The following is a 25358-nucleotide window of genomic DNA, read 5'->3' as shown; positions in this document are numbered from 1 at the left end:
CCGGGTCCCGGGACCCGGGACCCGGGACCCGCAAAAGCCTAGAACGGAGCGCTTTCGGCTGTAAGGGCGAAGCCGTTTCTGTAGCGAAACCGCACCACGCACCGCCTACGTGCGGTCGCCGTTGCCGTCGCTCTCTCCGGGTCCCGGGTCCCGGGTCCCCGGTCCCGGCTTTCCCTCCACCGCATCGGCCAGCATCTCGCCCGTCACCGGCTTGCGCAGGAACCCGCTGAAACCGGCGGCACGCGCCTGCGGCTCGGCGTCGGCGTCGGCACGGGCGGTGACGGCGATCAACGGCATGCCGTAGCCGAAGGCGCGCAACTGCCGCGCCAGCGCCAGGCCGTCCAGGCCGGGCAGGTCCAGATCGAGCAGGGCGATGTCGAACGTGCTGGCCGCCGCTTCGGTCAGCGCGGCCAGCGCGTGCGCGGCGTGGGTGACGTGGTGGCCGCGTGCGCGCAGCAGGCCGCCGACCACTTCGGCCACGGTCGGATCGTCTTCGACCAGCAGGATCCGCCGCGGCGCCGCGGCACTGGCGGACGCGCGGGCGTCGCGTGGCGCCTGCGGCAGCGGCTCGGGCACCCACGGCAACGGCAGGTCGACCACGAAGCGGGTGCCGGCGCCGAGGCGACTGCGCAGTTCGATGCGCCCGCCCATCGCCACCGCCAGTTCCTGGCTGATCGCCAGGCCCAGGCCGCTGCCGCCGTAGCGTGCGGCGGTGCGCGGCCCGTCGGCCTGCTCGAAGCGCTGGAACAATCGCGCCTGCTGTTCGGCATTGATGCCCGGCCCGGTGTCGGCGACCTCGAAGCGCACGCCCTGCTGCGGCTGCAGCGGCGCCACCCGCAACTGCACGCTGCCGTGCTCGGTGAACTTGATGGCGTTGTTGAGCAGGTTCAGCAGGATCTGCCGCACCCGCGTGGCGTCGCCGCGCGCGGTGACCTGCGGCGGCATGGCGTTGTCCAGGGCGAACACCAGCCCGCGGCTGCGCGCCATCGGCCCCATCATCGCCTCCAGTTCGGCGATCAGCCGGCCCAGGTCGAACGGCTGCTGTTCCAGTTCCAGGCGCCCGGCCTCGATCCGCGCCAGGTCCAGCGCATCGTTGACCAGGCGCAGCAGGTGCGAGCCCGCGTCACGGATCGATTCGGTGTAGCGGCGCTGCCTGGTGTCCAGCGGCGTGGACAGCAGCAGTTCGCTCATGCCCAGCACCCCGGTCATCGGCGTGCGCACCTCGTGGCCGAGCGTGGCCAGGAAGCGGGTCTTGGCCAGCGAGGCCTGCTCGGCCACCTCCTGCTTGTGCACCGCCAGCTGCCAGGCGGCGCGCCGGCGCAGCCGCCGCCGGTACAGGTACGCGAGCAACCACAGCGCCAGCACCGCCAGCACCGCCAGCCCGGCGATGCCCCAGGGGCTGCGCCACCACGGCGGCAGGACGCGGAAGTGCAGGCTGACCACGTTCGACCAGACCTTGTCGGCGGTACGCGCCTGCATCTCCAGGGTGTAGTGGCCCGACGGCAGCCGCGAGAACAGACGCTCGCCGCTGGCGCCCACATCGACCCAATCCGGGTCGTAGCCGCTGAGGCGGAAGCGGTAGGTGTTGGCGTCGGTGTCGGAGAACGACAGCAGGCGCGCGACCACGTGCAGATCGCGGTCGCCTTCCTGCAGCACGATGCGGTCGGCGTGCAGCAGGTCCAGGCCGCGCTCGCCGCGGCGCACGCCGATGCGCTCGATCACCAGCGGCGGCTGCCGCCGCGACGGCACCACCTGCGACGGCTCGAACAGCACCACGCCGTCCGGGGTACCGCCGAGGATCTGCCCGCTGCGCGCCTGCACCAGGGTACGGATCTGGAACTCCTGGTTGGGCAGGCCATCGTGCACGCCGTAGGAGCGGATCGCCTTGCTCGCCGGATCGACCCGGATCAGCCCGCGCACGCTGCTCAACCAGGCCACGCCGCTGGCATCGACCACCAGGCCGTTCGGCGCCAGCGCCGGGAACTCCTGTTCGGCGTCGATGCGGTCGAGCAGGCTCAGCCGGCTGCCGTCCCACAGATAGCGCTCCAGGCAGCCGACGCTGGCCAGCCAGACCACGTTGCCGTCGCTGATCGCCAGGGCGCTCAGCGGGCGCTGCGGTGCACCGGGCACCGCTTCGAACCGCGCGCGCTCCGGGCTCCAGGCGAGCAGGCCGTGCTGCCCCAGCAACCAGGGCTGGCCCTGCGGCCCGAGGCTGGCCTCCTGCACGGTCAGATCCGCAGGCAGGCCGGCGCTTCCCGGCGCCATGGTGCGCAGCACGTGGCCATCGAGGTCGCGCACCTGCACGCCGGTGATGTCGCTGAAGATCCAGACGTGGCGGTCGCTGCTGAAGACGATCCGATCCACCTGGTCCATCATCGGCGCATCGGCCCCGGCGTCCTTGCCCCAGCGCCGGACCTCGCCGCTGGCCGGGTCGTAGCGCAGCACCGCCCCCGCGGCCGCCGCCCACAGCCGGCCCTGCGGGTCTTCGGCGATCGCGCGCGCCCAGTCCAGACCGAACATCGCGCGCATGTGCCGATGCACGGCGCCGGTGGCCGGATCGAGCTTGTCCAGCACGCCACGCGTGCCGGCCAGCCACACGCCGCCGTCGCGGGAAGCGGCGGTGGCCAGCACGTAGGGGTTGCCCATCGACTCCGGGTCGTCCACCCGATAGGACAGCACCGAGAACTGCTGCCAGTTGGCCGGCAGGTGCCACAGCCCGGCATTGCCGCTGGCGAACCACAGGCCGCCCTCGCGATCCTCGAAGGCCAGCGACCAGTTCGGCTTGACCAGTCCGTGCGCGGAGTTGCTGTACAGCGGCACGTTGCGGATCACCCCGGACTCGCTCTCGCGGCCCAGCCCGTCCATGGTGTCGAACCAGCGCGTGCCGTGGCGGTCGTGGACCAGCATGCCCAGCACGCTGTCGCCGGGCATGTTGCGCCAGTACGGCTCCACCACGCTGGCGTCGGCGCGCAGCAGGCGCACCCCGCCCAGGGTGGAGACCCACAGCGTATCGTCGCGCTCGGGCGTCAGCCCCTGCACCTCAGGTCGCGGCAGCGCGTCGGCGGCGACGCGCCGGAAATCGTGGCCGGTCCAGCGCGCCAGGCCGCCGCGGGTGCCCACCCACAGGGTGCCGTCCGGCGTGGTCGCCAGATGGGTGACGCTGGCCGAAGGCAGGCTGCGCGCGTCGCCGGGGATCGGCATGAAGCGGCGCAGGCGGCCGTCCGGCTGCAACTGGTGCAGGCCGCCGGCGGAGGTCCCGAACCAGACGCTGCCGTCCGGCGTGGACGCGATGGACCACACGGTGGTGGAGCCGATCTGCGGGTAGGTGCTGCGATCGTAGTAGCGGAACTGCCGACGATCGGCCGAGAGCATGCCCAGGCCGGCGCCGTCGGTCCCGAACCAGACCCGGTTCTGCGCATCGACGTGCACCGACCAGATCTTGTTGTGGTGCAGGCCGTCCTCGATCCGCCAGATGCGGTAGCCGCGTCCGTCGAAGCGCGCCAGGCCGTCGCTGCTGGCCAGCCACAGGTAGCCGAGCTTGTCCTCGGCGAAGCCATTGATGCTGTTGGACGGCAAGCCGTCGGCCACGGTCAGTTGGCGCGGCTGCGGCGTCGGCGGCACCGCCGCGCCGGCGACCGCGGACCACGCCAGCAGCAGCCATCCCAAGATCCGTCTCGACCGCATCGCCTCTGTCTCCCCGACGGGCATCCGTCCCGCGCCACCGACGCCATCGTCGGCGATAAGCGCCGGCGCTGGCAACCGCGTCCCGCATCGACTCAGAGCGGCGGTGGCGCCCCGTCCAGCACCGCGTCGATGGCCCCTTCCAGCATCTGCCCGGTGACCGGCTTGCGCACGAATCCGGCGAATCCGGCAGCGCGCGCGGCGGCCTCGGCCTCGCCGTCGGAGCGCGCGGTCACCGCCAGCAGCGGGAAGCCATGGCCCAGCGCACGCAACTGCCGCGCCAGCGCCAGGCCGTCGAGCGCCGGCAGGTCCAGGTCGAGCAGGCCGATGTCGAAGCTGCCCTGGCTGGCTTCGGTCAGCGCCTCCAGGCCGTGCGCGGCCCAGGCCACCTGGTGGCCGCGGCCGCGCAGCAATTCGACCATCACCTGCGCCACGGTCGGTTCGTCCTCGACCAGCAGGATGCGCAGCGCGGTGCGCGCGCGCGGTGCCGGCACCGGGACCGCCGCCGGTTCCTGCGCCGGACGCCAGCGCAGCGGCAGGCCCACGCGAAAGCGCGCGCCATGCCCCAGCCGGCTCTCGACCTGGATGCGCCCGCCCATCGCCATCGCCAGTTCCTGGCTGATCGCCAGGCCCAGGCCGCTGCCGCCCTGGCGCACCGCGGTGCGCGGGCCGTCGCCCTGTTCGAAGCGCTGGAACAGCCGCGCCTGCTGCTCGCTGCCGATGCCCGGGCCGGTATCGGCCACCTCAATGCACAACCCCTGGCCGTCCTGTCCCGGCGCCACCTTCAGCGCCACCGAGCCGCTGCTGGTGAACTTGATCGCGTTGCCGAGCAGGTTCAGCAGGATCTGCCGCACCCGCAGCGCATCGCCTTCCACCGTGGTCGCGCCGGGCATGCCGTCGTGCAGATCGAAGCGCAGCCCGCGCGCCTGCGCCAGCGGCGCCATCAGGTTGACCACTTCGGCGATCAGCGCCTGCAGCGCGAACGGCTGCGACTCCAGGCGCAGGCGCCCTGCCTCGATCCGCGCCAGGTCCAGCGCATCGTTGACCAGGTGCAGCAGGTGGGTGCCGGCGCGGCGGATCGACTCGGTATACCCGCGCTGCTTCGGATCCAGCGGCGTGGCCAGCAGCAGTTCGCTCATGCCCAGCACCCCGGTCAGCGGCGTGCGCACCTCGTGGCCGAGCGTGGCCAGGAAGCGGGTCTTGGCCAGGGAGGCCTGCTCGGCCAGTTCCTGCTTGTGCAGGGCCAGTTCCCAGGCGTGCTGGCGGCCCAGGCGGCGCCGGTAGGCGCGCAGCGACATCAGCAGCAGCAGGCCGGCCGCGGCGAGCAACCCGACGATGCCCCAGACGCTGCGCCACCACGGCGGCTGCACCCGGAACGGCAGGCGCAGCGTCGGCGACCAGACGCCGTTGCGGGTGCGCGCCTGGATCTCCAGCACCTGCGCGCCGTCGGGCAGCTGCGGCAGGGTGCGTTCGCCGCTGGCGCCGGTGCTGACCCAGTCGCGGTCGTAACCCGGCAGGCGGAACCGGTAGACGATGTGTTCCGGATCGATGTAGGACAGCAGCCGCACCGCCACGCGCAGGTCGCGGTCGTCCGAGCGCAGGGTGAAGTCGCCGCGCGTCGGCAGCGTCAGCAGTTGTGGGCCGCGCCGCACCTGCACGCTCTCCATGCTCAGCGCCAGCGGCACCGGCACCGGATCCGGCTGCTGCGTGTCCAGCAGCGCCACGCTGCCGTCCGCGGCGGCCGCCACCAGCACGCCGTCGGCGGTCATCAGCAGGCCGCGCCGCACCAGTTCCTGGCTGCCGAGTCCGTCGCGGGTGCCGAACGCGCGCACCGCCGGCGTGCGCCGCGGATCGACCCGGAACAGGCCACGGCGCATGCCCAGCCAGGCGCGCCCCTGCGAATCGGCGACCAGCGCGCTGGACTCGGTGGCCGGCAGCCCGTCGGCCACCGCGTAGCGCTGGCTGCGCTGCCAGTGCGCACCGGTGCGCCGCCACAGTTCCAGCCCGGACAGCCGGTGCACCCACAGCGTGCGCGCGTCGGCGAAGGCGAACGACTGCACCTTCTCGCCGGCCAGCTCCGGCGGCGTGCGGAACTGCCCGGCCGCGCCGTCCCAGTGCTGGAACTGTTCGGCGGCGACCCACGGCGTGCCGTCCGGCGCCATCGCGAATGCCGCGATATCGGTGCCGGCCAGGCCGTGCTGGCCGCCGGGGAGGTTCTGCAGCACGTGGCCGTCGCCATCGCGCACCTGCACGCCGTAGCCCGGCGCGGCGATCCACAGCCGCTGGCGTGCGTCCAGTTGCAGCCAGGCAAGCGTGCCGTCCGGGATCGCGTCTGCCTCGCCGGCGGCGCGGGTCCAGCGCTGCAGGGGGCCGCCGTCCAGCGGGCCACGCAACAGCACGCTGCTGCCGCCGATCCACAACGCGCCGCGCGGGTCGTCCAGCACCGACAGCGTGCGTCCGCTGGGCGCGCCGTTGGACCAGTGCGGCGCGCTCAGCGCACCGCTGGTGGTATCGAGGCGGAACACGCTGGCGCCGGCGCCGAGTAGCCACACGCCGCCGGCGCGCGCCGGCGCCAGGCCGACGTACTGGTCGGCGGGCAGCCCCTGCGCGGTGCCCAGCACCGCCAGGCGGCGCCAGTCCGGACGCAGGTAGCCCAGGCCGCGGGTCGGCAGCGGCACCCACAGGCCGCCCTCGCGATCGCGCAACAGCGTTTCCACCACGCTGGCGCCGGACACCGCCGCGCCGCCGGTGTCGACCCGCCGCGCCGGCCCGTCGGCTGGCTTGTGCCACAGGCCTTCGCCGTTGCCGAGCCAGTAGCCGCCGGCGCCGTCCTCGGCGATCGCGCTGGCCGCGCGATGCAGCGCGCCGATCCAGTCCGCACGCAACCAGCGCCCGGCACGGTCGCGCCGGAACAGGCCGGTGTTGCCGCTGAACCACAGGCCATCGCTGAGCCGGGTGATCGACATGATCACCTGCTCCTCCTGCGGCAAGCCGTCGTCGATGCGGTAGGCGCTGGCGTGGCGGCCGTCGTAGCGCACCAGGCCCTTGAAGGTGCCCACCCACAGCACCCCGGCATCGTCGAAGGCCAGGGTCAGCACGGCGCTGTCGAGCAGCGCGTCCACCGCCGGATCGCCGGCGCGGATGCGCTGCACGCGGCCGTCGCCGCCCAGCCGGTACAGACCGCCGCGGTAGGTGCCGAAGTACACCGCGTCGCCGCGGCTGGCGATGGCGAACACGTCGTCGCTGCGCATCGCCGGCTGCGTGGCCATGTTGAAGTGGCGGAAGCCGCGCCGGTCCGCGCCAAGCATGCTCAGGCCGCCGCCCTCGCAGGCCACCCAGATGCGGTCGCGCGCGTCGATGTGCAGGTCCTGCACGTAGTTGCAGCGCAACGAGGCTGGATCGGCCGGATCGTGGCGCCAGACCCGGAACTCGCGCCCGTCGTAGCGAGCCAGGCCGTCGCCGCTGGCGATCCACAGATAGCCGTCGCGGTCCAGCTGCAACCTGGAGATATCGCTGGACGGCAGCCCCTGCTCGCCGGAGAACACCCGGAAGCGCGGCAGTTCCGGCACCCCGGCGCTGGCATCGGCGCACACGGCGGCCAGCGCCAACAGGCAGGCCAGCCCCCAGCAGCGCCACCGGCGTGGGGGATGCGGGATGGGCATGGACATCGGCTCCGGCAAAGGACGTCGGCGGATGAACACCGGCGCACTGCCGGGGCCGGACGCGCGGCGCGCCCGCTCCGTGTGCCGCTCGCCGCGGCAGCGTTCTTATACCCCGCGGCCGCGGAAAAATCACACCTGCCACCGCGCGCAACGAACCGTTACGCGCCGCAGGTACGCAGCCGGCCCGGACTGTGACTAGAATCCGGCGACCTCCCAGCGCGGCCCCGCTCCATGTTCAGACCCTCTCTCGTGGCCCTCCTGCTGGCCTTGCCGGGCGCCGCCCTGGCCGCGCCGGCGCAGTACGCGCTGGACCCGGTACACACGCGGGTGCTGTTCGCGATCGAGCACGCCGGCTTCTCCAAGGCGCTGGGCACCGTGTCCGGCAGCACCGGCACCCTGGTGTTCGACCCGGACGACTGGCGCAGCGCGCGGCTGCAGGCGCGGGTGCCGTTGCAGCGGCTGGACCTGGGCGATGCCAAGTGGAACCGCGCCGCGCTGGCGCACAACCTGCTCGACGGCGACCGCTACCCCGAGGCGCAGTTCGTCTCCACGCGCGTGGAGCCGATCGACGCGCAGCACGCCAAGGTGATCGGGCAACTGACCCTGCACGGCGTCACCCGCGAGGTGACCCTGGACGTGACCCTGAACGCGGTCAAGCGCCATCCGCTGCCGCCGTTCCGCCGCACCGCCGGCTTCTCCGCCACCACGACCCTGCAGCGCGCCGACTTCGGCATCAGTGCCTGGCCGTCGGTGATCGGCGGCACGGTCGAGTTGCGCATCGAGGCCGAGGCCACCCGCGAAGGCGGCGCCAAGGCCGAGCCGGATCCGGCACCGGGCACCGCGCCCGCCACTCCCACCGACACCACCACCGCGCCGAATGCGCAGGACGGCACGCCATGAGCGCCCGCAACACCCCCGACCGCTGGGGCAGCGTCAGCCAGACCCTGCACTGGCTGATCGCCGCCCTGATCCTGCTGCTCGGCGTGGTCGGCCTGACCATGGGCGAGCTGCCGAAGACGCCCAAGTATTTCTGGGTCTACACCGCGCACAAGTCGCTGGGCCTGACCGTGCTGGCGCTGGTGATCGTGCGGCTCGGCTGGCGCCTGTACGCCGGTACGCCCAAGCCGGTGCCGGGCACGCCCGGCTGGCAGGAGCGCATCGCCGACGCCACCCACGCCTTGCTGTACGTGATGATCTTCGCCATCCCGCTGTCCGGCTGGCTGTACGACTCGGCCAGCGGCCTGCGCCCGTTCCGCTGGTTCGGCCTGGTCGCCGTGCCCAAGCTCAGCGCCCCGAACGAGCATCTGCGCGACCTGTCGCACACGGTGCACGAATGGGGCTTCTGGCTGCTGATCGCGGTGGTCCTGGCGCATGCCGGCGCCGCCTTCTACCACCACCTGTTCCAACGCGATGCCACCCTGGCGCGGATGTTGCCGCGCGGCTGGCTCACCCCCAAGTCCTGAGGAGCTGTTTCGATGTCCACCCGTTTCGCGTCCCCCGCCGCCGTCGCCGCCAGCCTGGTGGCCCTGCTCGCCGCCGCCCCCGCGGTACGGGCCGCCGACTATGTGCAGGCCCCCGGCTCCACCCTGGTGTTCGCCAGCAAGTACGACGGCGAAGTGTTCACCGGCCAGTTCCCCGGGTTCGACACCAAGCTCAGCTTCGACCCGGCCAACCTGGCCGGCGCCAAGCTCGACGTCACCATCCCCCTGGCCGGCGCCAAGAGCGGCAACAGCGACCGCGACTCCACCCTGCAGGGTGCGGATTTCTTCGACGTGGCCAAGTTCGCCACCGCGCACTACCGCGCCGACAAGTTCCGCGCGCTGGGCAACAATCAGTTCGCCGCCGACGGCACCCTGGAACTGCGCGGCGTGTCCAAGCCGGTGACCCTGACCTTCACCTGGACCCCGGGCGCGCAGCCGGTGCTGGCCGGCAAGGCCACGGTCAAGCGCCTGGACTTCGGCGTGGGCGGCGGCGACTGGGCCGACACCAAGACCATTCCCAACGAAACCGCGATCAGCACCAAGGTGGTGTTCAAGGCGAAGTGATTCGCCACAGGCCGCGGGCGCGCGGCCGCTGAGCGGCGGATTTCCTCGTCGGGTCCGCCGCTTTTTTTATGCGCGGCTCACGCGCATTCGGCCGACGCCGCCAGCCAGGCGCGCACGCCGGCAACATCGAACGGCCAGTCCAGCTCGCGCCCGTCCGCAGCGCGCAGCACCGGCACGCGCACCCCGTAGCGCGCCTCCAGCGTCGCGTCGTCGTCGATGAACACGCTGTCCGGCTCGGCCACGCGCGCCTGCGCCAGCACCTGCAGAGCCTGGTCGCACAGATGGCAGTCGTCGCGCTGGTACAGGGTCAGGGACATGCTCGCGTCCTATGCTGCGCTGCGGACCTGGGCCGCGCGCCGGAAGCATAGAATAGACGGTCTTTCGCCCACCCCTCGGCACGCGCATGGCTGTCAGCACCTTCGACCTGTTCAAGATCGGCATCGGGCCGAGTTCCTCGCATACTGTGGGGCCGATGCGCGCCGCCGAGCGCTTCGTGCACCGCTGGCTGTTCGACCAGGGCCGCCTGCAGGACGTGGTGCGCCTGCGCGCCGAAGTGTTCGGCTCGCTGGCCCTGACCGGACGCGGCCACGGCACCGACAAGGCGGTGCTGCTGGGCCTGGAAGGCCAGCGCCCGAACCTGATCGATCCGGACATCATCCCCGGTGCGCTGGAGCGGATCCGCAGCAGCAAACGCATCAACCTGCTCGGCCGGCACGAGATCGCCTTCGACGAGAAGCGCGACCTGGCGATGAACAAGCGACAGAAGCTGCCGTACCACACCAACGGCATGCGCTTCACCGCCTACGCCGCCAACGACGAAGTCATCGCCACGCGCGACTACTACTCGGTCGGCGGCGGGTTCGTGGTCAACCAGGACGACGCCGCCGACGACCGCATCGTCGCCGACGAGACGCCGCTGCCCTACCCGTTCAAGAGCGGCGACGAGTTGCTGGCGCAGGCCGCGCGCAGCGGCCTGAGCATCGCCGCGCTGATGTTCGAGAATGAGAAGTGCTGGCGCAGCGAGGACGAGATCCGCGCCGGCCTGCGCGAGATCTGGGGCGCGATGCAGGCCTGCGTGACCCGCGGCATCCGCGAGGAAGGCACCCTGCCCGGCGGCCTGCACGTGTCGCGGCGCGCGCCGGCGCTGTACCGCGAACTGTCGTCCAAGCCGGAAGCGGCGATGCGCGATCCGCTGACCACGCTGGACTGGGTCAACCTGTACGCGCTGGCGGTCAACGAAGAGAACGCGGCCGGCGGTCGCGTGGTCACCGCGCCCACCAACGGCGCGGCCGGGATCATCCCGGCGGTGCTGCACTACTTCGACCGCTTCTGCCCCGGCGCCGACGAACAGCGCGTGTTCGACTTCCTGCTCACCGCCGCGGCGATCGGCATCCTGTACAAGGAAAACGCCTCCATTTCCGGCGCCGAGGTCGGCTGCCAGGGCGAGGTCGGCGTGGCCTGTTCGATGGCCGCCGGCGGCCTGGTCGCCGCGCTCGGCGGCAAGCCGGGACAGATCGAGAACGCCGCCGAGATCGGCATGGAGCACAACCTCGGCCTGACCTGCGACCCGATCGGCGGCCTGGTGCAGATCCCGTGCATCGAGCGCAACGCGATGGGCGCGGTCAAGGCGATCAACGCCAGCCGCATGGCGATGCGCGGCGACGGCAAGCACAAGGTGTCGCTGGACAAGGTGATCCGCACCATGCGCGACACCGGCCGCGACATGCAGGACAAGTACAAGGAAACCAGCCGCGGCGGGCTGGCGGTGAACGTCATCGAGTGCTGAGCCAGCCCGATGGACGCTGGCCCGGGTGATCACCAGCGTCCTCGCTGCCGCGCGCATCAAGATCCGCGTGGCGTTGCCGCTAACGACAGAGACGTCGGCCGATCCGGCATGGGCATGCGATTGCGGTTTCCACACGCCTCCTGGCGCCTGCTGGCGCTACAGCTGGCCATGCTCTCGACGGCGTGGAGCGCATGTGTGCCGCAGGCGCGGGCACTGCAGCCGGACAAGCAGTTCCATCACTACGAGCGCGAAGGCTGGGGGCTGGACCAGGGCCTGCCGCAGCTGAGCGTGCAGGCGTTCGCCCAGGACCGCCAGGGCTATCTGTGGATCGGCACGATGGGCGGGCTGACCCGCTTCGACGGCGTGCGCATGACCTCGTTCAACGAGGGCGCGCCGGCGCACCTGCCCGGCAACCTGATCAAGGCGCTGCACGCGGACGCCGCCGGCACGCTGTGGATCGGCACCTACCGCGGCCTGTCGCGCTACCGCGACGGACGCTTCTCCACGCTGCTGCCGCAGGACCCGCAGGCGCCGTTGCTCAATATCGAAGCGATCGCGACCGACGCACACGGCAGCGTGCTGGTCGCGGCGCAGGATGGCGTCTACGCGGTGCAAGGCGATCGCCTGCAGCTGCGCCACCGCATCGCCGGCGGCGCCTACACGCTGCTGCCGCGCGCCGACGCGCTGTGGGTGGGCACGCGTGGCGCGGTGCTGCGCTTCGTCGCCGGCCAGGACGCGCCGGTGTCGCTGGCACTGCCGCAGGAGGCCGGCGCGACGCCGGTGCAGCACCTGCTGGAGGCGCAAGGCACGCTATGGGCCGGCACCCGCGACGGACTGCTGTTGCGCCGCGACGGGCGCTGGCAATGGCTGCCCGACCCGATCGGGACCAGCCGGCGCGCGGTGCAGGCCCTGTTCGAGGACAGCGACCGCAACCTGTGGGTGGGACAGCCCGGCGCGCTGCTGCGCGTGCGCGATGGCGCCATCGTTGAACGCACCCCGGAAAACAAGCCGAACGTCGGCGTCAACGCGATCTTCGAGGACCGCGAGCGCAACCTGTGGCTGGGCAGCAGCTGGAACGGCGCCACCCGGCTGTGGAACGGCTGGACCCGGCGCTACAGCACCCACGAAGGGCTGGACGACGCGCTGGTGTGGACCCTGGCGCGCGATCCGGACGGATCGCTGTGGGTCGGCACCGACAGCGGCCTGTCGCAGCTGCGCGATGGCCGCTACCAACCGCGCCTGAGCCTGGCGCAGTTGCACAACGAGGCGCCCTATACCTTACTGACCGAACCCGGCCAGCTGTGGATCGGCACCCGCCATGGCGCCGCCCTGTACCGCGACGGCCGGCTCAGCCAGCCGGACTGGCTGGCGCCGCTGCGCGACCTGCAGATCAGCGGGATCGTCCGCGATCGCGCGCAGCGGCTGTGGTTCGCCAGCACCGACGGCCTGTTCCGCGCCGACGGCACGCGGCTGCGCCGCTACGGCACGGCCGAGGGCCTGCGCGATCCGCGCGTGCGGCTGATCCACGAGACCCGCGACGGGCGCCTGTTGATCGGCGCGCAGTCGGGCCTGTACGCGCTGCGCGGCGAGCGCCTGGTCGCGCTGGCGCCGCCGGGCTCGGCGCTGGCCAGCGCCGACGTCACCGCGATCCACGAGCTGCCCGGCGGGCAATGGCTGGTCGGCACCCTCAACGAGCAGTTGTGGCTGTTCGACGGCGCGCACTGGTACGCGTTCGGGGAACAGGATGGGCTGCCGGTGAACGCCGCGTTCTTCATCGCCGACGACGGCCGCGGCGCGATCTGGGTGGCCGGACTGCGCGGGGTCTACCGCGTGCGCCTGGCCGACCTGCTGCGCCATGCGGCGTCGCCACAGGCGCCGCTGAACGCCGAACTGATGCTCACCGAGCGCGCGCAGCGCCATGGCGGCGTGCAGGGCATGTGCTGCAACGGCGCCGGCAACGGCAAGGGCTTCATCGAGCACGGCGCGCTGTGGCTGCCCAGCCGCGACGGCGTGGTCGCGCTCGACACCGCCGGCATCGTCAAGAATCCGGTGGCGCCGCAGCCGGTGGTGGAGCGGGTGCGTGCGCTGGGCCAATGGCTGACACCGCAGGCGCTGCCCGCACCGCTGCCGGAAGGCGCGCGCGACCTCGACTTCGAGTTCACCGCCGCCTCGTTCCAGGCGCCGCAGAACGTCGAGCTGCGCTACCGCCTGCTCGGCTACGACCGCGGCTGGCGCACCCTCGACGACATCCGCCAGCGCGCGGTCAGCTACACCAACCTGCCCGGCGGCGACTACGTCTTCGAAGTCACCGGCAGCAACAACGCCGGCGTGTGGGCGGCCGCGCCGGCGCGGCTGCCGCTGCGGATCGCGCTGCGCTTCCAGGAAACCCCGTTCTACAGGCTGCTGCTGACGCTGGGCGCGTTCGCCCTGCTGCTGTGCGCGGTGGCCCTGGCGCGGCTGCACAACCGGCGCCAGCGCGACATCCTCGAACGCCAGGTGCGCGAGCGCACCCAGGCGCTGCAGGCGGCCAACCAGCGCCTGCAGGAGGCCAGCTTCACCGACGAACTGACCCAGTTGCGCAACCGCCGCTACCTGTCGCTGCACATCCCCAGCGACATCGCGCTGTACCGGCGCATGGCCGCCAACGACGAGGACATGCTGTCCTCGGGCATGCTGTTCGCGCTGATCGACATCGACCACTTCAAGTCGATCAACGACAGCGGCGGCCACCACACCGGCGACGCGGTGCTGCAGCAGATGGCGCAGTTGCTGGTGCGGCTGACCCGCGAAAGCGACTACGTGGTGCGCTGGGGCGGCGAGGAGTTCCTGCTGGTGCTGCGTTCGGCGCCGCGCGAGAACCTCACCATGGCCGCCGAACGGCTGTGCCGCTCGGTCGCCGCGCACCCCTTCGTGCTCGACCACGGCCGCCAGGGCCGGGTCACCTGCTCGATCGGGCTGGCGGAATTCCCGTTCGTGCACGACCCGGACAACCTGCTCGGCTGGGAACAACTGCTGGTACTGGCGGACCGTGCGCTGTACCAGGCCAAGGCCAAGGGCCGCAACGGCTGGGCGGCGTACCGGCCGGTGCTCGGTGCGCAGGCCGAACAGGTGCTGGCCGCGCTGCAGGAACCGCTCGCGCGGATGCAGCACCACGCCTGCCTGACCCTGGTGCACAACGGCGGCAGCCTGCCGCCCGTGTAACGCGTTGACGCCTGGCAAGCGCAGGCCGGGCTAAGGTCGTGGTCCATCACGCCTGCCGCCCTGCTCCCATGCGCCACTGCCTGCTGCTCGCCGCCCTCGCCCTGTCGCCGCTCGCCTCCGCCACCGATGCGGCGCCGCGCTACGGCGCGCAACTGGAAGGCTTCGCCTATCCCTATCCGGTGCACTGGTACCGCTTCGACTCGCAGCGCCAGCCGCTGCAGATGGCGTACATGGATGTGGCCCCGACCGGCACGCCGAACGGCCGCACCGTGGTGCTGCTGCACGGCAAGAACTTCTGCGCGGCGACCTGGGAATCGACCATCGCCGCGCTGGTGGCACAGGGCTACCGGGTGCTGGCGCCGGACCAGATCGGCTTCTGCAAGTCGAGCAAGCCGCAGGCCTATCAGTTCAGCTTCGCGCAACTGGCGGCCAATACCCATGCGTTGCTGCAACAGGCCGGCGTGACCCGCGCCGCGATCGTCGGCCATTCGATGGGCGGCATGCTCGCCGCGCACTACGCGCTGCAGTACCCGCAGGACGTGAGCCAGCTACTGCTGGTCAACCCGATCGGGCTGGAGGACTGGAAGGCCGCCGGCGTGCCGTGGCGCAGCGTCGACGACTGGTACGCCAAGGAGCGCAAGACCGACGCGGCTTCGATCAAGCAGTACCAGCAGACCGTCTACTACGGCGGACAGTGGAAGCCCGAGTGAGACCGCTGGGTGAGCATGCAGGCCGGCCTGTACGCCGGTCCCGGCGGCGACCGCGTGGCCTGGAACCAGGCGCTGACCTCGGACATGGTGTTCAACCAGCCGGTGGTGCAGCGCTTCCCGCAACTGCGCGTGCCGACCACCCTGTTCATCGGCCAGCGCGACCGGACCGCGATCGGCAAGGACCTGGCGCCACCGGCGCTGGCGGCCACCCTGGGCGACTACCCGGTCTTGGGCAAGCGCGCGGCTGCGGCGATTCCCGGCGCGCGCCTGGTCGCCTTCGACGACCTCGGCCATTCGCCGCAAGTGGAAGCGCCACAACGCTTCAATGCGGCCTTGCTCGAGGCGCTGGACACGGCGCCCTGAGCGCGCGCACCCGCGACAGGTCCGGTCACTGACCTTGCACGGCGGCGCGAACGCGTCTTGCCGCGGAATCTCTCGGGTCGTCGCGGCAGCATCGACAAGCAGCGCGCGCTGCACGCATCCGCTCGGCGGTGTGCCTCACGCCCTGCACCACGCACGCTTCGGTACCTCGACACACCCACACTGCACCGCAGCATCGAACAATCATGAAAACGTTGTCATCGCAGCAATCCTGGATCTGTCTCGCATTCGTCGGATTTTTCGGTTGACAACGTTGTCTTCTCATTCGGACCCTGCGTGTGCCCGGTCCGCGTGCGAGTCAAACGACGTCGGCGCCACGCGTCTCCAAGCCCCCGGGTGATCGGACTCAAGGAACCAGATAGCGGCTCACCGCCGCTCCTCAGTCGCGCTACCTACCGCATCGGAGGCGTCACCATGAACACGAAATCCGCTGGATCGTGGTTGCTGTTCTGTTGTCTCGTTCTGGCCGGCCTCGCACCCGGCCAGGCCAGGGCCGCCGCGTGCACCGGCGTCGCCGCCTGGAACCCGGCCACCATCTACGCCGCCGGCGACACCCTGACCTACGCCGGCCACCTGTACCGCGCCAACGGTCCGATCTGGAACACCGCGCCGACCTACTGCACCAGTTGCGGCTGGTACCAGGACCTGGGCACCTGCGATGGCAGTTCGAGCAACCAGCCACCGAGCGTGGCGCTGACCGCGCCCACGACCGGCACCCGCTTCGTGGTCGGCACCACCATCGCCTTGCAGGCGTCGGCCAGCGATCCGGACGGCAGCGTGGCGCGGGTCGAATTCTTCCGCGGCAGCACCTCGCTGGGCAGCGTCAGCGGCGCGCCGTACACACTGGCCTGGAGCGGCGCGGCGGCCGGCGACTACAGCCTCACCGCCGTGGCCACCGACAACGCGGGCGCGCGCACCACCTCGGCCGCCGTCACAATCACTATCGCGGCGGCGTCCACCGACACCACCGCGCCGAGCGTGCCGACCGGCCTGGCCGCCGCCACGCGCGCCAGCAACGCCATCACCCTGACCTGGAATGCCGCCTCCGACAACGCCGGCGGCAGCGGCCTGGCCGGCTACGACATCCTCCGCGACGGCAATCGCGTGGGCACCTCCAGCACCACCGGCTACACCGACTCGGCACTGATCGCCGACACTGCGTACGCCTACGCGGTCCGTGCCCGCGACAACGCCGGCAACGTCTCGGCCAGCAGCGCCACGCTGAACGTGCGTACCCTGCCCGCCAGCGCCGGCGGCGGCAAGCGCGTGATCGGCTACTTCACCCAGTGGGGCATCTACGGCCGCAACTACCAGGTGCGCGACATCCAGACCAGCGGCGCCGCTGGCTACCTGACCCACATCAACTACGCCTTCGTCAATGTCCGCAACAACCGCTGCGAAGTCGGCGTCACCCAACCCTCCGACAGCAGCACCGGCGCCGGCGGCGATGCCTTCGCCGACTACACCAAGGCGTTCTCCGCCGCGCAGAGCGTGGACGGCGTGGGCGATACCTGGGACCAACCGCTGCGCGGCAACTGGAACCAGTTGAAGAAGCTCAAGGCCGCGCATCCGGGGCTGAAGGTGCTGATTTCGCTGGGCGGCTGGACCTGGTCGCGCGGCTTCTCCAGCGCCGCGCGCGCCGAGAACCGCCAGGCCTTCGTCGCCTCGTGCATCGATGCCTACATCCGCGGCAACCTGCCGGTCACCGACGGCGCCGGCGGCGCAGCGGCCGCGGCCGGCGTGTTCGACGGCATCGACATCGACTGGGAATACCCGGTGGCCTGCGGCATCGCTTGCGGCAGCGCCGAAGACCGGCAGAACTTCACCGCGCTGCTGGCCGAGTTCCGCCGCCAGCTCGACCAGGTGCGGCCGGGGCTGCTGCTGACCGTGGCGGTCGGCGCCGGCATCGACAAGATCCGCGTCACCGACCCGAACCTGTACGCGCAATACCTGGACTACCTCAACGTGATGACCTACGACTTCCACGGCGCCTGGGATCCGCAGACCAATCACCACTCCGCGCTGTTCGAGTCGCCGGCCGATCCGTCCAGCGGCGACCAGCGTTACTACAACAGCAACGACGCCATCCAGGCCTTCCTCGACCGTGGCGTGCCCGCCGCCAAGCTCAACCTCGGCATCGGCTTCTACGGGCGTGGCTGGACCAACGTGCCCAACGTCAACCATGGCCTGTACCAGAGCGGCAGCGCCGCACCGGGTACCTACGAGGCGGGCATCGAGGACTACAAGGTGCTGCGCGGCCGCGCCGGCACCAGCTACGTCGACGCGCAGGCGCATGCGCACTGGAAGTACGACGGCAGCACCTTCTGGAGCTACGACAACCCGGCGCTGGTCACCGAGAAGATGAACTACGTCAAGACCCAGGGCCTGGGCGGCGCGTTCTTCTGGGAATTCAGCGGCGACTACCAGGGCGAGTTGCTGAAGACCATGGGCCAGGGCCTGCAATGAGCTGCGGCGCGGCCGTCGTGCAACGCGCGACGGCCGTGCCGCGTGACCCGCACGCATCGGCGTGTAGGCGCGTTGCCTACACGCCGACTGCCGTCGGGATCGCCCCAGTCCGAACCGCGATGCCCGCACGTGATGGCGGGCGTCGTTCGCTTCGCTCAGCGCACCGCGATCCGCAGCACGTCGTCGAGCAAGGCCGCCGCGGTGACATCGGCGCCCGCACCCGGCCCCTGGATCAGCAGCGGCTGCTGCAGGTAGCGGTCGCTGTGGATGGCGACGCGGTTGTCGGTGCCGGCGCCGCTGGCCAGCGGATGCGTCAGCGGCAGCGCGCGCAGGCCCACCGAGGCGCCATGTGCATCGAAGCGACCGACGAAGCGCAGGCAGGCACCGGCGGCCTGCGCCTGCGCCAGGCGCGCCGCCAGCGGCGCGTCCAATTGTTCGAGTGCGGCATCCAGTTGCGCCAGCGGCATCGTGGCCAGCGCAGCCGGCACCAGCGACTCCACCTGCACCTGCTCGGCACGCAACGGCAGGCCGGCGGCGCGGGCCAGGATCAGCAGCTTGCGCCGCACGTCCTCGCCGGACAGGTCCTCGCGCGGATCGGGCTCGGTGTAGCCGGCGGCCGCGGCCTCGCGCACGCACGCGGAGAAGGCGCGGTGGCCGTCGTAGCGATGCAGCAGCCAGGCCAAAGAGCCGGACAGCACGCCTTCCACCGCATGGATATGGTCGCCGCCGGCAACCAGCGCGCGCAGGCTGCTCAGCAACGGCAGCCCGGCACCGACCGTGGCGCTGTCGCCGTAATGGGTGCTGGCGGCATGGCGGGCGGCCTGGATCTGTTCGGCCCGCGCCAGCGCGGCGCCCTGACCGAGCTTGTTGGCGGTGACCACGTGCACGCCGCGCCGCAGCCACTCGGCATGGCGCTGCGCCACCGCCTCGCTGGCGGTGGCGTCGACCACGATGTCGCCACGGCCCAGATCCTCCGGCAACGTCACCGCCTGCGCCGTGCGCGCGGCGGCATTGGCCGCGGCCAGCGCCTGCGCCGGCGTCACCGCGCAATCGGCAACGGTGCGCGAATTGGCCAGCCAGGCGAAGGTCGGCAGGCCAGGCCGGCGCTGCTGCAACGCTTGGTAGCGCGCGACGAAGGCGCGGCCGACGGTCCCGGTGCCGAGCAGGCCCAGCCGCGCGGTTGCCACGGCGGGCGCCGCACGCAGCGGCGCCGACGGCGCATCGGCCAACCCGCTGCTCACGCGTCCACCCGTTTGCGTGCCAGCGCCTCGCCGGCGCGCTGCGCGCGCTGCAGGCCGGCCTGCAGATCGGCGACCAGGTCCGCACTGGATTCGATACCCACCGACAGACGCAGCAGGCCGTCGGAAATGCCGGCCTTGGCGCGCGCCTCGGCGGTCATCGCCGCATGGGTCATGGTCGCCGGATGCGCGATCAGGCTCTCCACGCCGCCCAGCGATTCGGCCAGGGTGAAGTAGCGCAGGCCGTCGACGAAGGCGCGCACCTCGGCCTCACCGCCGGCCAGTTCGAAACTGATCATCGCGCCGAAGCCGCGCTGCTGCCGTGCCGCCACCGCGTGGCCCGGATGCGAGGCCAGGCCGGGGTAGTACACCTGGCGCACCGCGGCGTGCGTGGTCAGCAGTTCCACCACCGCCTGTGCGTTTTCCTGGTGCGCGCGCAGGCGCGCATCCAGCGTGCGCAGGCCGCGCAGGGTCAGGAACGCGTCGAACGGCGAGCCGGTCAGGCCCAGCGCATTGGCCCACCACACCAGTTGCTGGTGCAGCTCGGGATCGGCGGCGATCACCGCGCCGCCGACCACGTCGCTGTGGCCGTTGACGTACTTGGTGGTGGAGTGGATCACCAGGTCGGCGCCGAAGGCGATCGGGGTCTGCAGCGCCGGCGACAGGAAGGTGTTGTCGACCACCGCCAGCGCGCCGGCCTTGTGCGTGGCGTCGATGACGAAGCGCAGGTCGGTGATGCGCAGCAGAGGGTTGGACGGGGTCTCGATCAGCACCAGCTTCGGCGCCTGCGCCAACGCATCGGCCAGCGAGCGCGGATCGGTCAGGTCGGCGGTGATCAGTTCGAAGTGGCCCTTCTTCGCCAACGCGTTGAACAGGCGCCAGCTACCGCCGTACGCGTCGTGCGGCACCACCAGCTTGTCGCCTGGCTGCAGCAGCGCATTGAGCACCAGGTTGATCGCGCCCATGCCGGTGGCGGTGATCACGCCGCCGGCGCCGCCTTCCAGTTCCGCCAGCGCTTCGCCGAGCAAGTCGCGGGTGGGGTTGCCGCTGCGGGTGTAGTCGTACTGGCGCTTGTTGCCGAAGCCGTCGAAGCTGAAGTTCGACGACAGCACGATCGGCGGGGTCACCGCACCGTAGGCGGTATCGCGGTCGATGCCGGCGCGGACCGCGGCGGTGGCGGCACTACAGGGCAGATCGGTGTCGTGGGCAGTGCTCATGCGGCAACTCCGGTGGGGCGAAGGGCGGTGGCGAGAATCGCGTCGATGCGATCGGTTTCTTTCAGGAAGGCGTCGTGGCCGTAGGGCGAACGCAGCACGCGCAGGCTGCCGCGCGGGCCCAGGCCTTCGACCAGGGTGACCAGGTCCGACAGCGGCACCAGGCGGTCGCCCTCGACCGCCACCACCACGGTGGGCACGGCGACGGCAGCCGGCTCGATGCGATGCAGGTCGATGGATTCGGACAGGCGCAGGTAGGCGTTGACCTGGGTGCGCGCCACGTACTGCGCGCCGGCGGCGTCCAGGTAGTCTTCGGCGGCGACGCGGACGCGGCCGTTGATCACTTCCGGCGCCGCGTCGAAGCGTTCGCCGAATTCCTCCGGAGTGCGGTAGCTGAGCATCGCGAACTGCCGCGCCAGCGACAGCCCGTGGCTCTCGGCGCATTGCAGCTGGCCCAGCGCCACGGCGCGGCGCTGCAGCGCGCGCCAGGCGGCGGCATACGGATGCGCGCGGTGCGCGCCGCTGACCGCAATCAGCTTCTGCAGGCGCTGCGGATGCCGCACCGCCAGTTGCAGGCCGACCAGCGCGCCGTAGGAGTAGCCGACGAACCCGTGCAGTTGCGCGATGTCCAGCGCGTCCAGCAGCGCGGCGATGGCATCGGCCTGGTCGGCGCTGTCGATCGGCGCGTCCAGGCTGCCGTCGGCGCCGACGAAATCGAACGCCAGCAGCCGCCGCTGGGTGGGATCCAGCGCCCGCCCCGGCCCGACCAGGCCTTCCGCCCAGCCCTTCTCGGGAAAACTGGCGTTGGCGGCGAGATGGCGGTGCGCGGAGATGCCGCCGGCGACGAACACCACCGGCGCGGCAGCCGGGCCGCTCAGTTCGTAGCGCAGGCGCAACAGTTGCACGCCGGCATGGCGCAGCGGCAGCGCGACCGCGATCTCGCCACGCATCGCGTGCACGCCGTCGGCCGGCGCGGCAACGCGGTCGTGGGACGGAGTGGCGGAGGTGGGGCGATCAGGCGAGTTCACGAGGCGCATGGCGGTATCCGGAGAGGAACGGCCATCGAGCTTCGCGGAGCTCGCGTTCGCCATGCAGAAGGCATGGATCGAACCATCTTTCGGCGGACGCGGTGGTCCCCGCAGGATTTGGCACCTACACGGGCGCTTGCGCGTCCGCTGGCTGCCCCGGCATCAAAGGGCCTGTCCCTCCGCCGGTCTCGATGGTGGAGCCACGATGCCAGCGATTTTCGGCCATGTCAATCTCTTTATTCGGATGAAGCGATATGATTTTTCGATCCCTGGCCTCGGCCATACTCCGCTTTCCCCATCGCTGCCCCTGTCCGTGCGCCGACGCCGCTCCCGCCGCTGGCTTGCCGTGATCCTGTCGCTGGCACTGGCGACCGGCACGCCTGCGCAACCGCTGCTGCGCTGGAATGCTCCGCGGCCCGAACCACAGCCACCGCCGGCGTGGCTGCAGGTGACCGCCCGCGACAGCGGCCTGCGCGAGGTCGCACTGGGCAATCCGCTTGGCGGCCCGGTGCAGATCCGCCTGCTCGGCGACAGCGCCGGCTTCACCGCCGTCCCCGCGCTGCCGCTGACGGTGGAGCTGGCCGCCGGCGAGCGCCGCGTGGTCGCGCGCCTGTATCCCTCCGGCGACCTCGCCGAGACGGGCGGCGACGGCGCCCGGCTGCGCATCGAGGCGGTGCCCGGTTCGCCGCGCGCCCATGCCGACGCGGTGCTGTATGCCCTGCCCTTCGCCGATCGCCCGGTGCGCATCGACCAGGGCTTCGGCGGCGCCTTCAGCCATCGCGACCCGGCCAACGCCTATGCCCTGGATTTCGCCCTGCCCGACGGCACGCCGGTGCTGGCCGCGCGCGCGGGCGTGGTGATGGAGGTGCGCGACGACTTCCGCGAGTCCGGCACCGACCCGCGCCTGGGTCAGGCCGCCAATCTGGTGCGGGTGGTGCACGCCGACGGCAGCATGGCGATCTACGCGCACCTGGCCCCCGGCGGCGTGCAGGTGCGGGTGGGCCAGGCGGTGCAGCGTGGCGACCGCCTCGGCCTGTCCGGCAACACCGGCCTGAGCAGTGGCCCGCACCTGCATTTCGCCGTCCAGCTCAACCGCGGCCTGCGCCTGGAATCGGTGCCGTTCCGGATGGCCGGCCCGCTGGGCGAATTGCGCTTCGCCCACCCCGCCCCACCCTGAGCGCGCCGCCTACCGTTCGTCGGCAAACGCATTGACATTCGCCAAGTGTATTGATGTATTAATACACATGGATGCAACCCACCTCCACGTGCAACCCAGCGCCCCCGAGCCGATCTACCGGCAGATCGCCGAACAGATCCGCCGCCTGGTCGCCGCCGGGCAATTGCGCCCAGGCGACGGTCTGCCTTCGGTACGCGAGGTCGCCGCCGCCCACGCGGTGAACCCGATGACGGTCTCGCGCGCCTACAGCCAGCTCGAGGCCGAGGGCGTGCTGGAACGCCTGCGCGGCCGCGGCATGGCGGTGGCTGCGACCGCCGCCGCACCGCAACGGCAGCGCCTGGAGTTGATCGAACCCCGGCTGCAGGAACTGGTCCGGCATTGCCGCGAACTGGGCCTGCCGGTGCCTCCCGTGATCGAACGTCTTGAACAGTTGTTTGGAGAACCTGGCGATGAGTAGCGTGGCGATGCAGAGCGCAATCCAGACCGACCTGGACATGGACCTGCCGCTGGCGGCGCACGACCTGCACCTGGCGTTCGGTGCCAGCGACGTGCTGCGGGGCGTGGGCCTGCAGATCGGGCGCGGCGAGGTCGTCGGGCTGATCGGCCGCAACGGCACCGGCAAGAGCACACTGTTGGCCTGCCTGCTCGGCCTGCTGCAGCCGCAGCGCGGCCAGGCGCGCGTATTCGGCGGTCCGGCGCTGCGCCTGGACGACGCGCGCAAGGCGCGCATCGGCTTCGTGCCCCAGCAGCCCCAGGCCTTCGGCTGGATGCGCGTGACGGAACTGCTCGCCTTCGCCGCGCAGCTCTATCCGCACTGGGACCCGCAGCGCGCCGACACGCTGCTGCAGCGCTGGGAACTGGACCGCCGCCAGCGCATCGACACGCTTTCGCCCGGCCAGGCCCAGCGTCTGGCCCTGGTGCGGGCGCTGGCGGCGCGGCCGGCGCTACTGGTGCTCGACGAACCGGCCTCGGCGCTGGATCCGGTCGCGCGCCGCGACCTGATGCGCGAGATCGTCACCGAAACCTGCGATGCCGGTACCACCGTGCTGTTCTCCAGCCACATCGTCAGCGACCTGGAACGTGTGGCCTCGCGCGTGGCCTTCCTGCACCAGGGCCGGCTGCTGCTGGACCAGCCGCTGGACGAACTCAAGGACAGCGTGTTGCGACTCACGCTGCCGTCGGCCGCCGCCGCGCTGCTCGGCGACGCCGTGCTGCGCGGCGAACTCGCACGGCGCCGCAGCGCCGACGGCGGCACCGCCGTACTGCTGCACGCCAGCGAACCGCCTTCCGCCCTGCTCGGCGTGCCCGGTCTGCGCATCGACCGGCTCGGCCTGGAGGACCTGTTCATCGAGGTGGCGGGATGAAGCGCCTGCTCGCCGATGTGCGCCTGCTGTACGCGGCATCGGGCAGGACCCGATGGGTCTACCCCTGGGTGATCGCCGCGGCATTGGCCCTGACGTGGGTCGACAATCCGCCATCGCCGCTGGTGCTGACCTGTCCCATCGTGCTGCTGCTCTGGGCACGACTCGGCGCACGCTTGCTGAGCCTGCTCGAGCAGGCGCATCGCCTGCGCCTTCCGGGGCTACGCAAGCGCTTCGCGCGCCTGTTCGCACTGGCGGTGGCCGGCACCGTGCTGTTGCCGGTCCTGCTTTACACGCCGCGCGGCAGCGATCCCAGTCTGACGGCACCGACACTGCTGCTGTGCGCGTCCGGCGGGCTGCTGCTGGCGACAGCGCCAGCGTGGTCCAGTACCGCACTGCTGTGTCTGCCGCCCCTCGGCTTCATGCTGCACTACTGGGTCGGCGTGCCATTGGACGCGTACCCGCGCAGCACCATGCTGGTCATCGCTGCGGCGTGTGTGGCGGGCGCGACGTGGGCGTACCGCCGCGCCAGCACGCCTCGGCCCGTCGCGCTCGCGCCGTGGCTGCGTCCGCTGTGGATGAACCTGCAGCCGCGCCTGCCCAGCGATGGCGCGATCAGGCAGGTGGTCGCATCGCAAACCGGGCGCCGTGGGTGGATGCAGGGCATCGCGCGCCCCAGCGTTCCCTCGGACCTGCACGGCGCACCGGAACGCGCCATGCGCTTCGCACTCGGTCCAGGTTTCGCTCCCGGCAGCGCGGCCGGCACCGCGCTGGCCGTCCTCGTCATGCCGTCGCTGGTGTTGCTGTGGACGCTGCTGCTGGTGGGCACGCAATCGCCGACGCTGCCGCTGATCCTGGCCAACGTCATGGCCAACCTGTCCAGCGCGAAGTTCCTGCAACGACTGTGGCTGTGGCGCAAGCACGGCAACCTCGGCCTGATGGAAAGCGCCCTGCTGCCCGGCCTGGGCGCACCCGGGCAGATCGGCACGCTGTTCAACCAGGTGGTGCTGAAATGCGCGATCGCGGCGATGCTGCCGTGGCTGGGCCTGTCCTGGCTGCTCGGGCTGCTCAGACACGCCCCGACCGCCTACTACCCACTGACGGTGTCGATCACCCTGACCGGGACCCTGCTTGCCAGCACCATCCTGCTGGCCTGCCTGCGCTGGCCGCGCAGCGTGTTGGCGCTGGTCGTGGCGCACTGCGCACTGACGCTGCTGGGCGCCATCAGCATCGGCCAGGTCGGCCTGCCCCGCGCGGTGGCGCCGCACTGGCTGGCGCCGGCCTGGAGCCTGCTGCTGCTCGGCATGGTCATCGTCTACAACCTGGTGGCACGCCAATCCAGCAAGCGCCCGCACCCCTGGCTGCTCAACTGAACGGCCGCCGCGGGAAGCCCGCTATAATCGGCGGC

At 71.6% G+C, this 25358-nt stretch carries 16 protein-coding genes, 2 pseudogenes and 1 riboswitch; of the genes and pseudogenes, 12 read left to right on the top strand and 6 right to left on the bottom strand.

Annotation, left to right across the window (positions count from 1 at the left end; translation table 11 throughout):
- Positions 1–105: 105 nt before the first annotated feature.
- Positions 106–3708: an ATP-binding protein gene (locus SLW55_RS19445; protein ID WP_320745577.1), complete on the bottom strand. Its 3603-nt coding sequence runs from the start codon at positions 3706–3708 to the stop codon at positions 106–108.
- Positions 3709–3776: 68 nt separating this feature from the next.
- Complete coding sequence (locus tag SLW55_RS19440) at positions 3777–7343, bottom strand: ATP-binding protein (RefSeq protein ID WP_320745576.1); 3567 nt, start codon at positions 7341–7343, stop codon at positions 3777–3779.
- A 231-nt stretch (positions 7344–7574) separates the two neighbouring features.
- Between SLW55_RS19440 and SLW55_RS19435 the strand changes: the two genes are divergently transcribed.
- From SLW55_RS19435 to SLW55_RS19425, 3 genes are read left to right on the top strand one after another with little or no spacing between them, the layout of a single operon-like run.
- On the top strand, positions 7575–8243 hold the full coding sequence (locus SLW55_RS19435; RefSeq protein WP_320745575.1) for a YceI family protein: 669 nt from the start codon (positions 7575–7577) through the stop codon (positions 8241–8243).
- Entirely contained in the window at positions 8240–8806 is a 567-nt protein-coding gene (locus SLW55_RS19430; RefSeq protein ID WP_320745574.1) for a cytochrome b, read from the top strand. The genes SLW55_RS19435 and SLW55_RS19430 overlap by 4 nt, the downstream gene beginning before the upstream one ends.
- A 12-nt stretch (positions 8807–8818) precedes the next feature.
- A complete protein-coding gene (locus tag SLW55_RS19425) occupies positions 8819–9388 on the top strand; it encodes a YceI family protein (protein ID WP_320745573.1) in 570 nt (189 codons plus the stop codon).
- Positions 9389–9465: 77 nt separating this feature from the next.
- Here SLW55_RS19425 and SLW55_RS19420 read toward each other — a convergent pair whose 3' ends face one another.
- Positions 9466–9705: a glutaredoxin family protein gene (locus tag SLW55_RS19420; protein ID WP_017913647.1), complete on the bottom strand. Its 240-nt coding sequence runs from the start codon at positions 9703–9705 to the stop codon at positions 9466–9468.
- A gap of 86 nt (positions 9706–9791) precedes the next feature.
- Between SLW55_RS19420 and SLW55_RS19415 the strand changes: the two genes are divergently transcribed.
- From SLW55_RS19415 to SLW55_RS19395, 5 genes and pseudogenes are all read left to right on the top strand, one after another.
- On the top strand, positions 9792–11174 hold the full coding sequence (locus SLW55_RS19415; protein ID WP_017913648.1) for an L-serine ammonia-lyase: 1383 nt from the start codon (positions 9792–9794) through the stop codon (positions 11172–11174).
- A gap of 195 nt (positions 11175–11369) precedes the next feature.
- Positions 11370–14375 (top strand): two-component regulator propeller domain-containing protein, encoded by a 3006-nt coding sequence (locus SLW55_RS19410; protein WP_320745572.1) that lies wholly within the window; start codon positions 11370–11372, stop codon positions 14373–14375.
- Between the two features lie 68 nt (positions 14376–14443).
- Positions 14444–15448, top strand: a pseudogene (locus SLW55_RS19405) (alpha/beta hydrolase).
- A 432-nt stretch (positions 15449–15880) separates the two neighbouring features.
- Positions 15881–16342: pseudogene (locus tag SLW55_RS19400) on the top strand (Ig-like domain-containing protein); the annotation flags it as partial.
- A 270-nt stretch (positions 16343–16612) separates the two neighbouring features.
- Positions 16613–17932 (top strand): glycoside hydrolase family 18 protein, encoded by a 1320-nt coding sequence (locus SLW55_RS19395; RefSeq protein WP_320745581.1) that lies wholly within the window; start codon positions 16613–16615, stop codon positions 17930–17932.
- Positions 17933–18087: 155 nt separating this feature from the next.
- Here SLW55_RS19395 and SLW55_RS19390 read toward each other — a convergent pair whose 3' ends face one another.
- From SLW55_RS19390 to SLW55_RS19380, 3 genes are read right to left on the bottom strand one after another with little or no spacing between them, the layout of a single operon-like run.
- Positions 18088–19137 carry a homoserine dehydrogenase gene (locus tag SLW55_RS19390; protein WP_320745580.1) on the bottom strand — a complete coding sequence of 350 codons (1050 nt, stop codon included), beginning with the start codon at positions 19135–19137 and terminating at the stop codon, positions 18088–18090.
- Positions 19138–19169: 32 nt separating this feature from the next.
- The gene (locus SLW55_RS19385) at positions 19170–20387 is read right to left on the bottom strand and encodes an O-succinylhomoserine (thiol)-lyase (RefSeq protein ID WP_160946433.1); all 1218 of its coding nucleotides are present in this window, start codon (positions 20385–20387) and stop codon (positions 19170–19172) included.
- On the bottom strand, positions 20384–21421 hold the full coding sequence (locus SLW55_RS19380; RefSeq protein WP_026144514.1) for a homoserine O-succinyltransferase: 1038 nt from the start codon (positions 21419–21421) through the stop codon (positions 20384–20386). The genes SLW55_RS19385 and SLW55_RS19380 overlap by 4 nt, the downstream gene beginning before the upstream one ends.
- A gap of 70 nt (positions 21422–21491) precedes the next feature.
- Positions 21492–21610: riboswitch (SAM riboswitch) on the bottom strand.
- A 244-nt stretch (positions 21611–21854) separates the two neighbouring features.
- Here SLW55_RS19380 and SLW55_RS19375 point away from each other — a divergent pair.
- From SLW55_RS19375 to SLW55_RS19360, 4 genes are all read left to right on the top strand, one after another.
- Entirely contained in the window at positions 21855–22589 is a 735-nt protein-coding gene (locus tag SLW55_RS19375) for a M23 family metallopeptidase (protein WP_320745579.1), read from the top strand.
- A 67-nt stretch (positions 22590–22656) separates the two neighbouring features.
- Positions 22657–23046 (top strand): GntR family transcriptional regulator, encoded by a 390-nt coding sequence (locus SLW55_RS19370; protein ID WP_320745571.1) that lies wholly within the window; start codon positions 22657–22659, stop codon positions 23044–23046.
- Complete coding sequence (locus SLW55_RS19365) at positions 23012–23953, top strand: ABC transporter ATP-binding protein (protein ID WP_320745570.1); 942 nt, start codon at positions 23012–23014, stop codon at positions 23951–23953. Before SLW55_RS19370 ends, SLW55_RS19365 begins: the two co-directional genes overlap by 35 nt.
- Positions 23950–25323, top strand: coding sequence for a hypothetical protein (locus SLW55_RS19360; RefSeq protein WP_320745569.1), 1374 nt, complete (start codon positions 23950–23952; stop codon positions 25321–25323). Before SLW55_RS19365 ends, SLW55_RS19360 begins: the two co-directional genes overlap by 4 nt.
- The last annotated feature ends 35 nt before the right edge of the window (positions 25324–25358 follow it).

Origin of the sequence: Xanthomonas sp. LF06-19, from assembly GCF_034105425.1 — a bacterium.
In the GTDB taxonomy this organism is placed as follows: Bacteria; Pseudomonadota; Gammaproteobacteria; order Xanthomonadales; family Xanthomonadaceae; genus Xanthomonas_A; species Xanthomonas_A sontii.
Note: the sequence above shows the minus strand (reverse complement) of the source record. Positions and strands in the feature narration are given on the sequence as shown.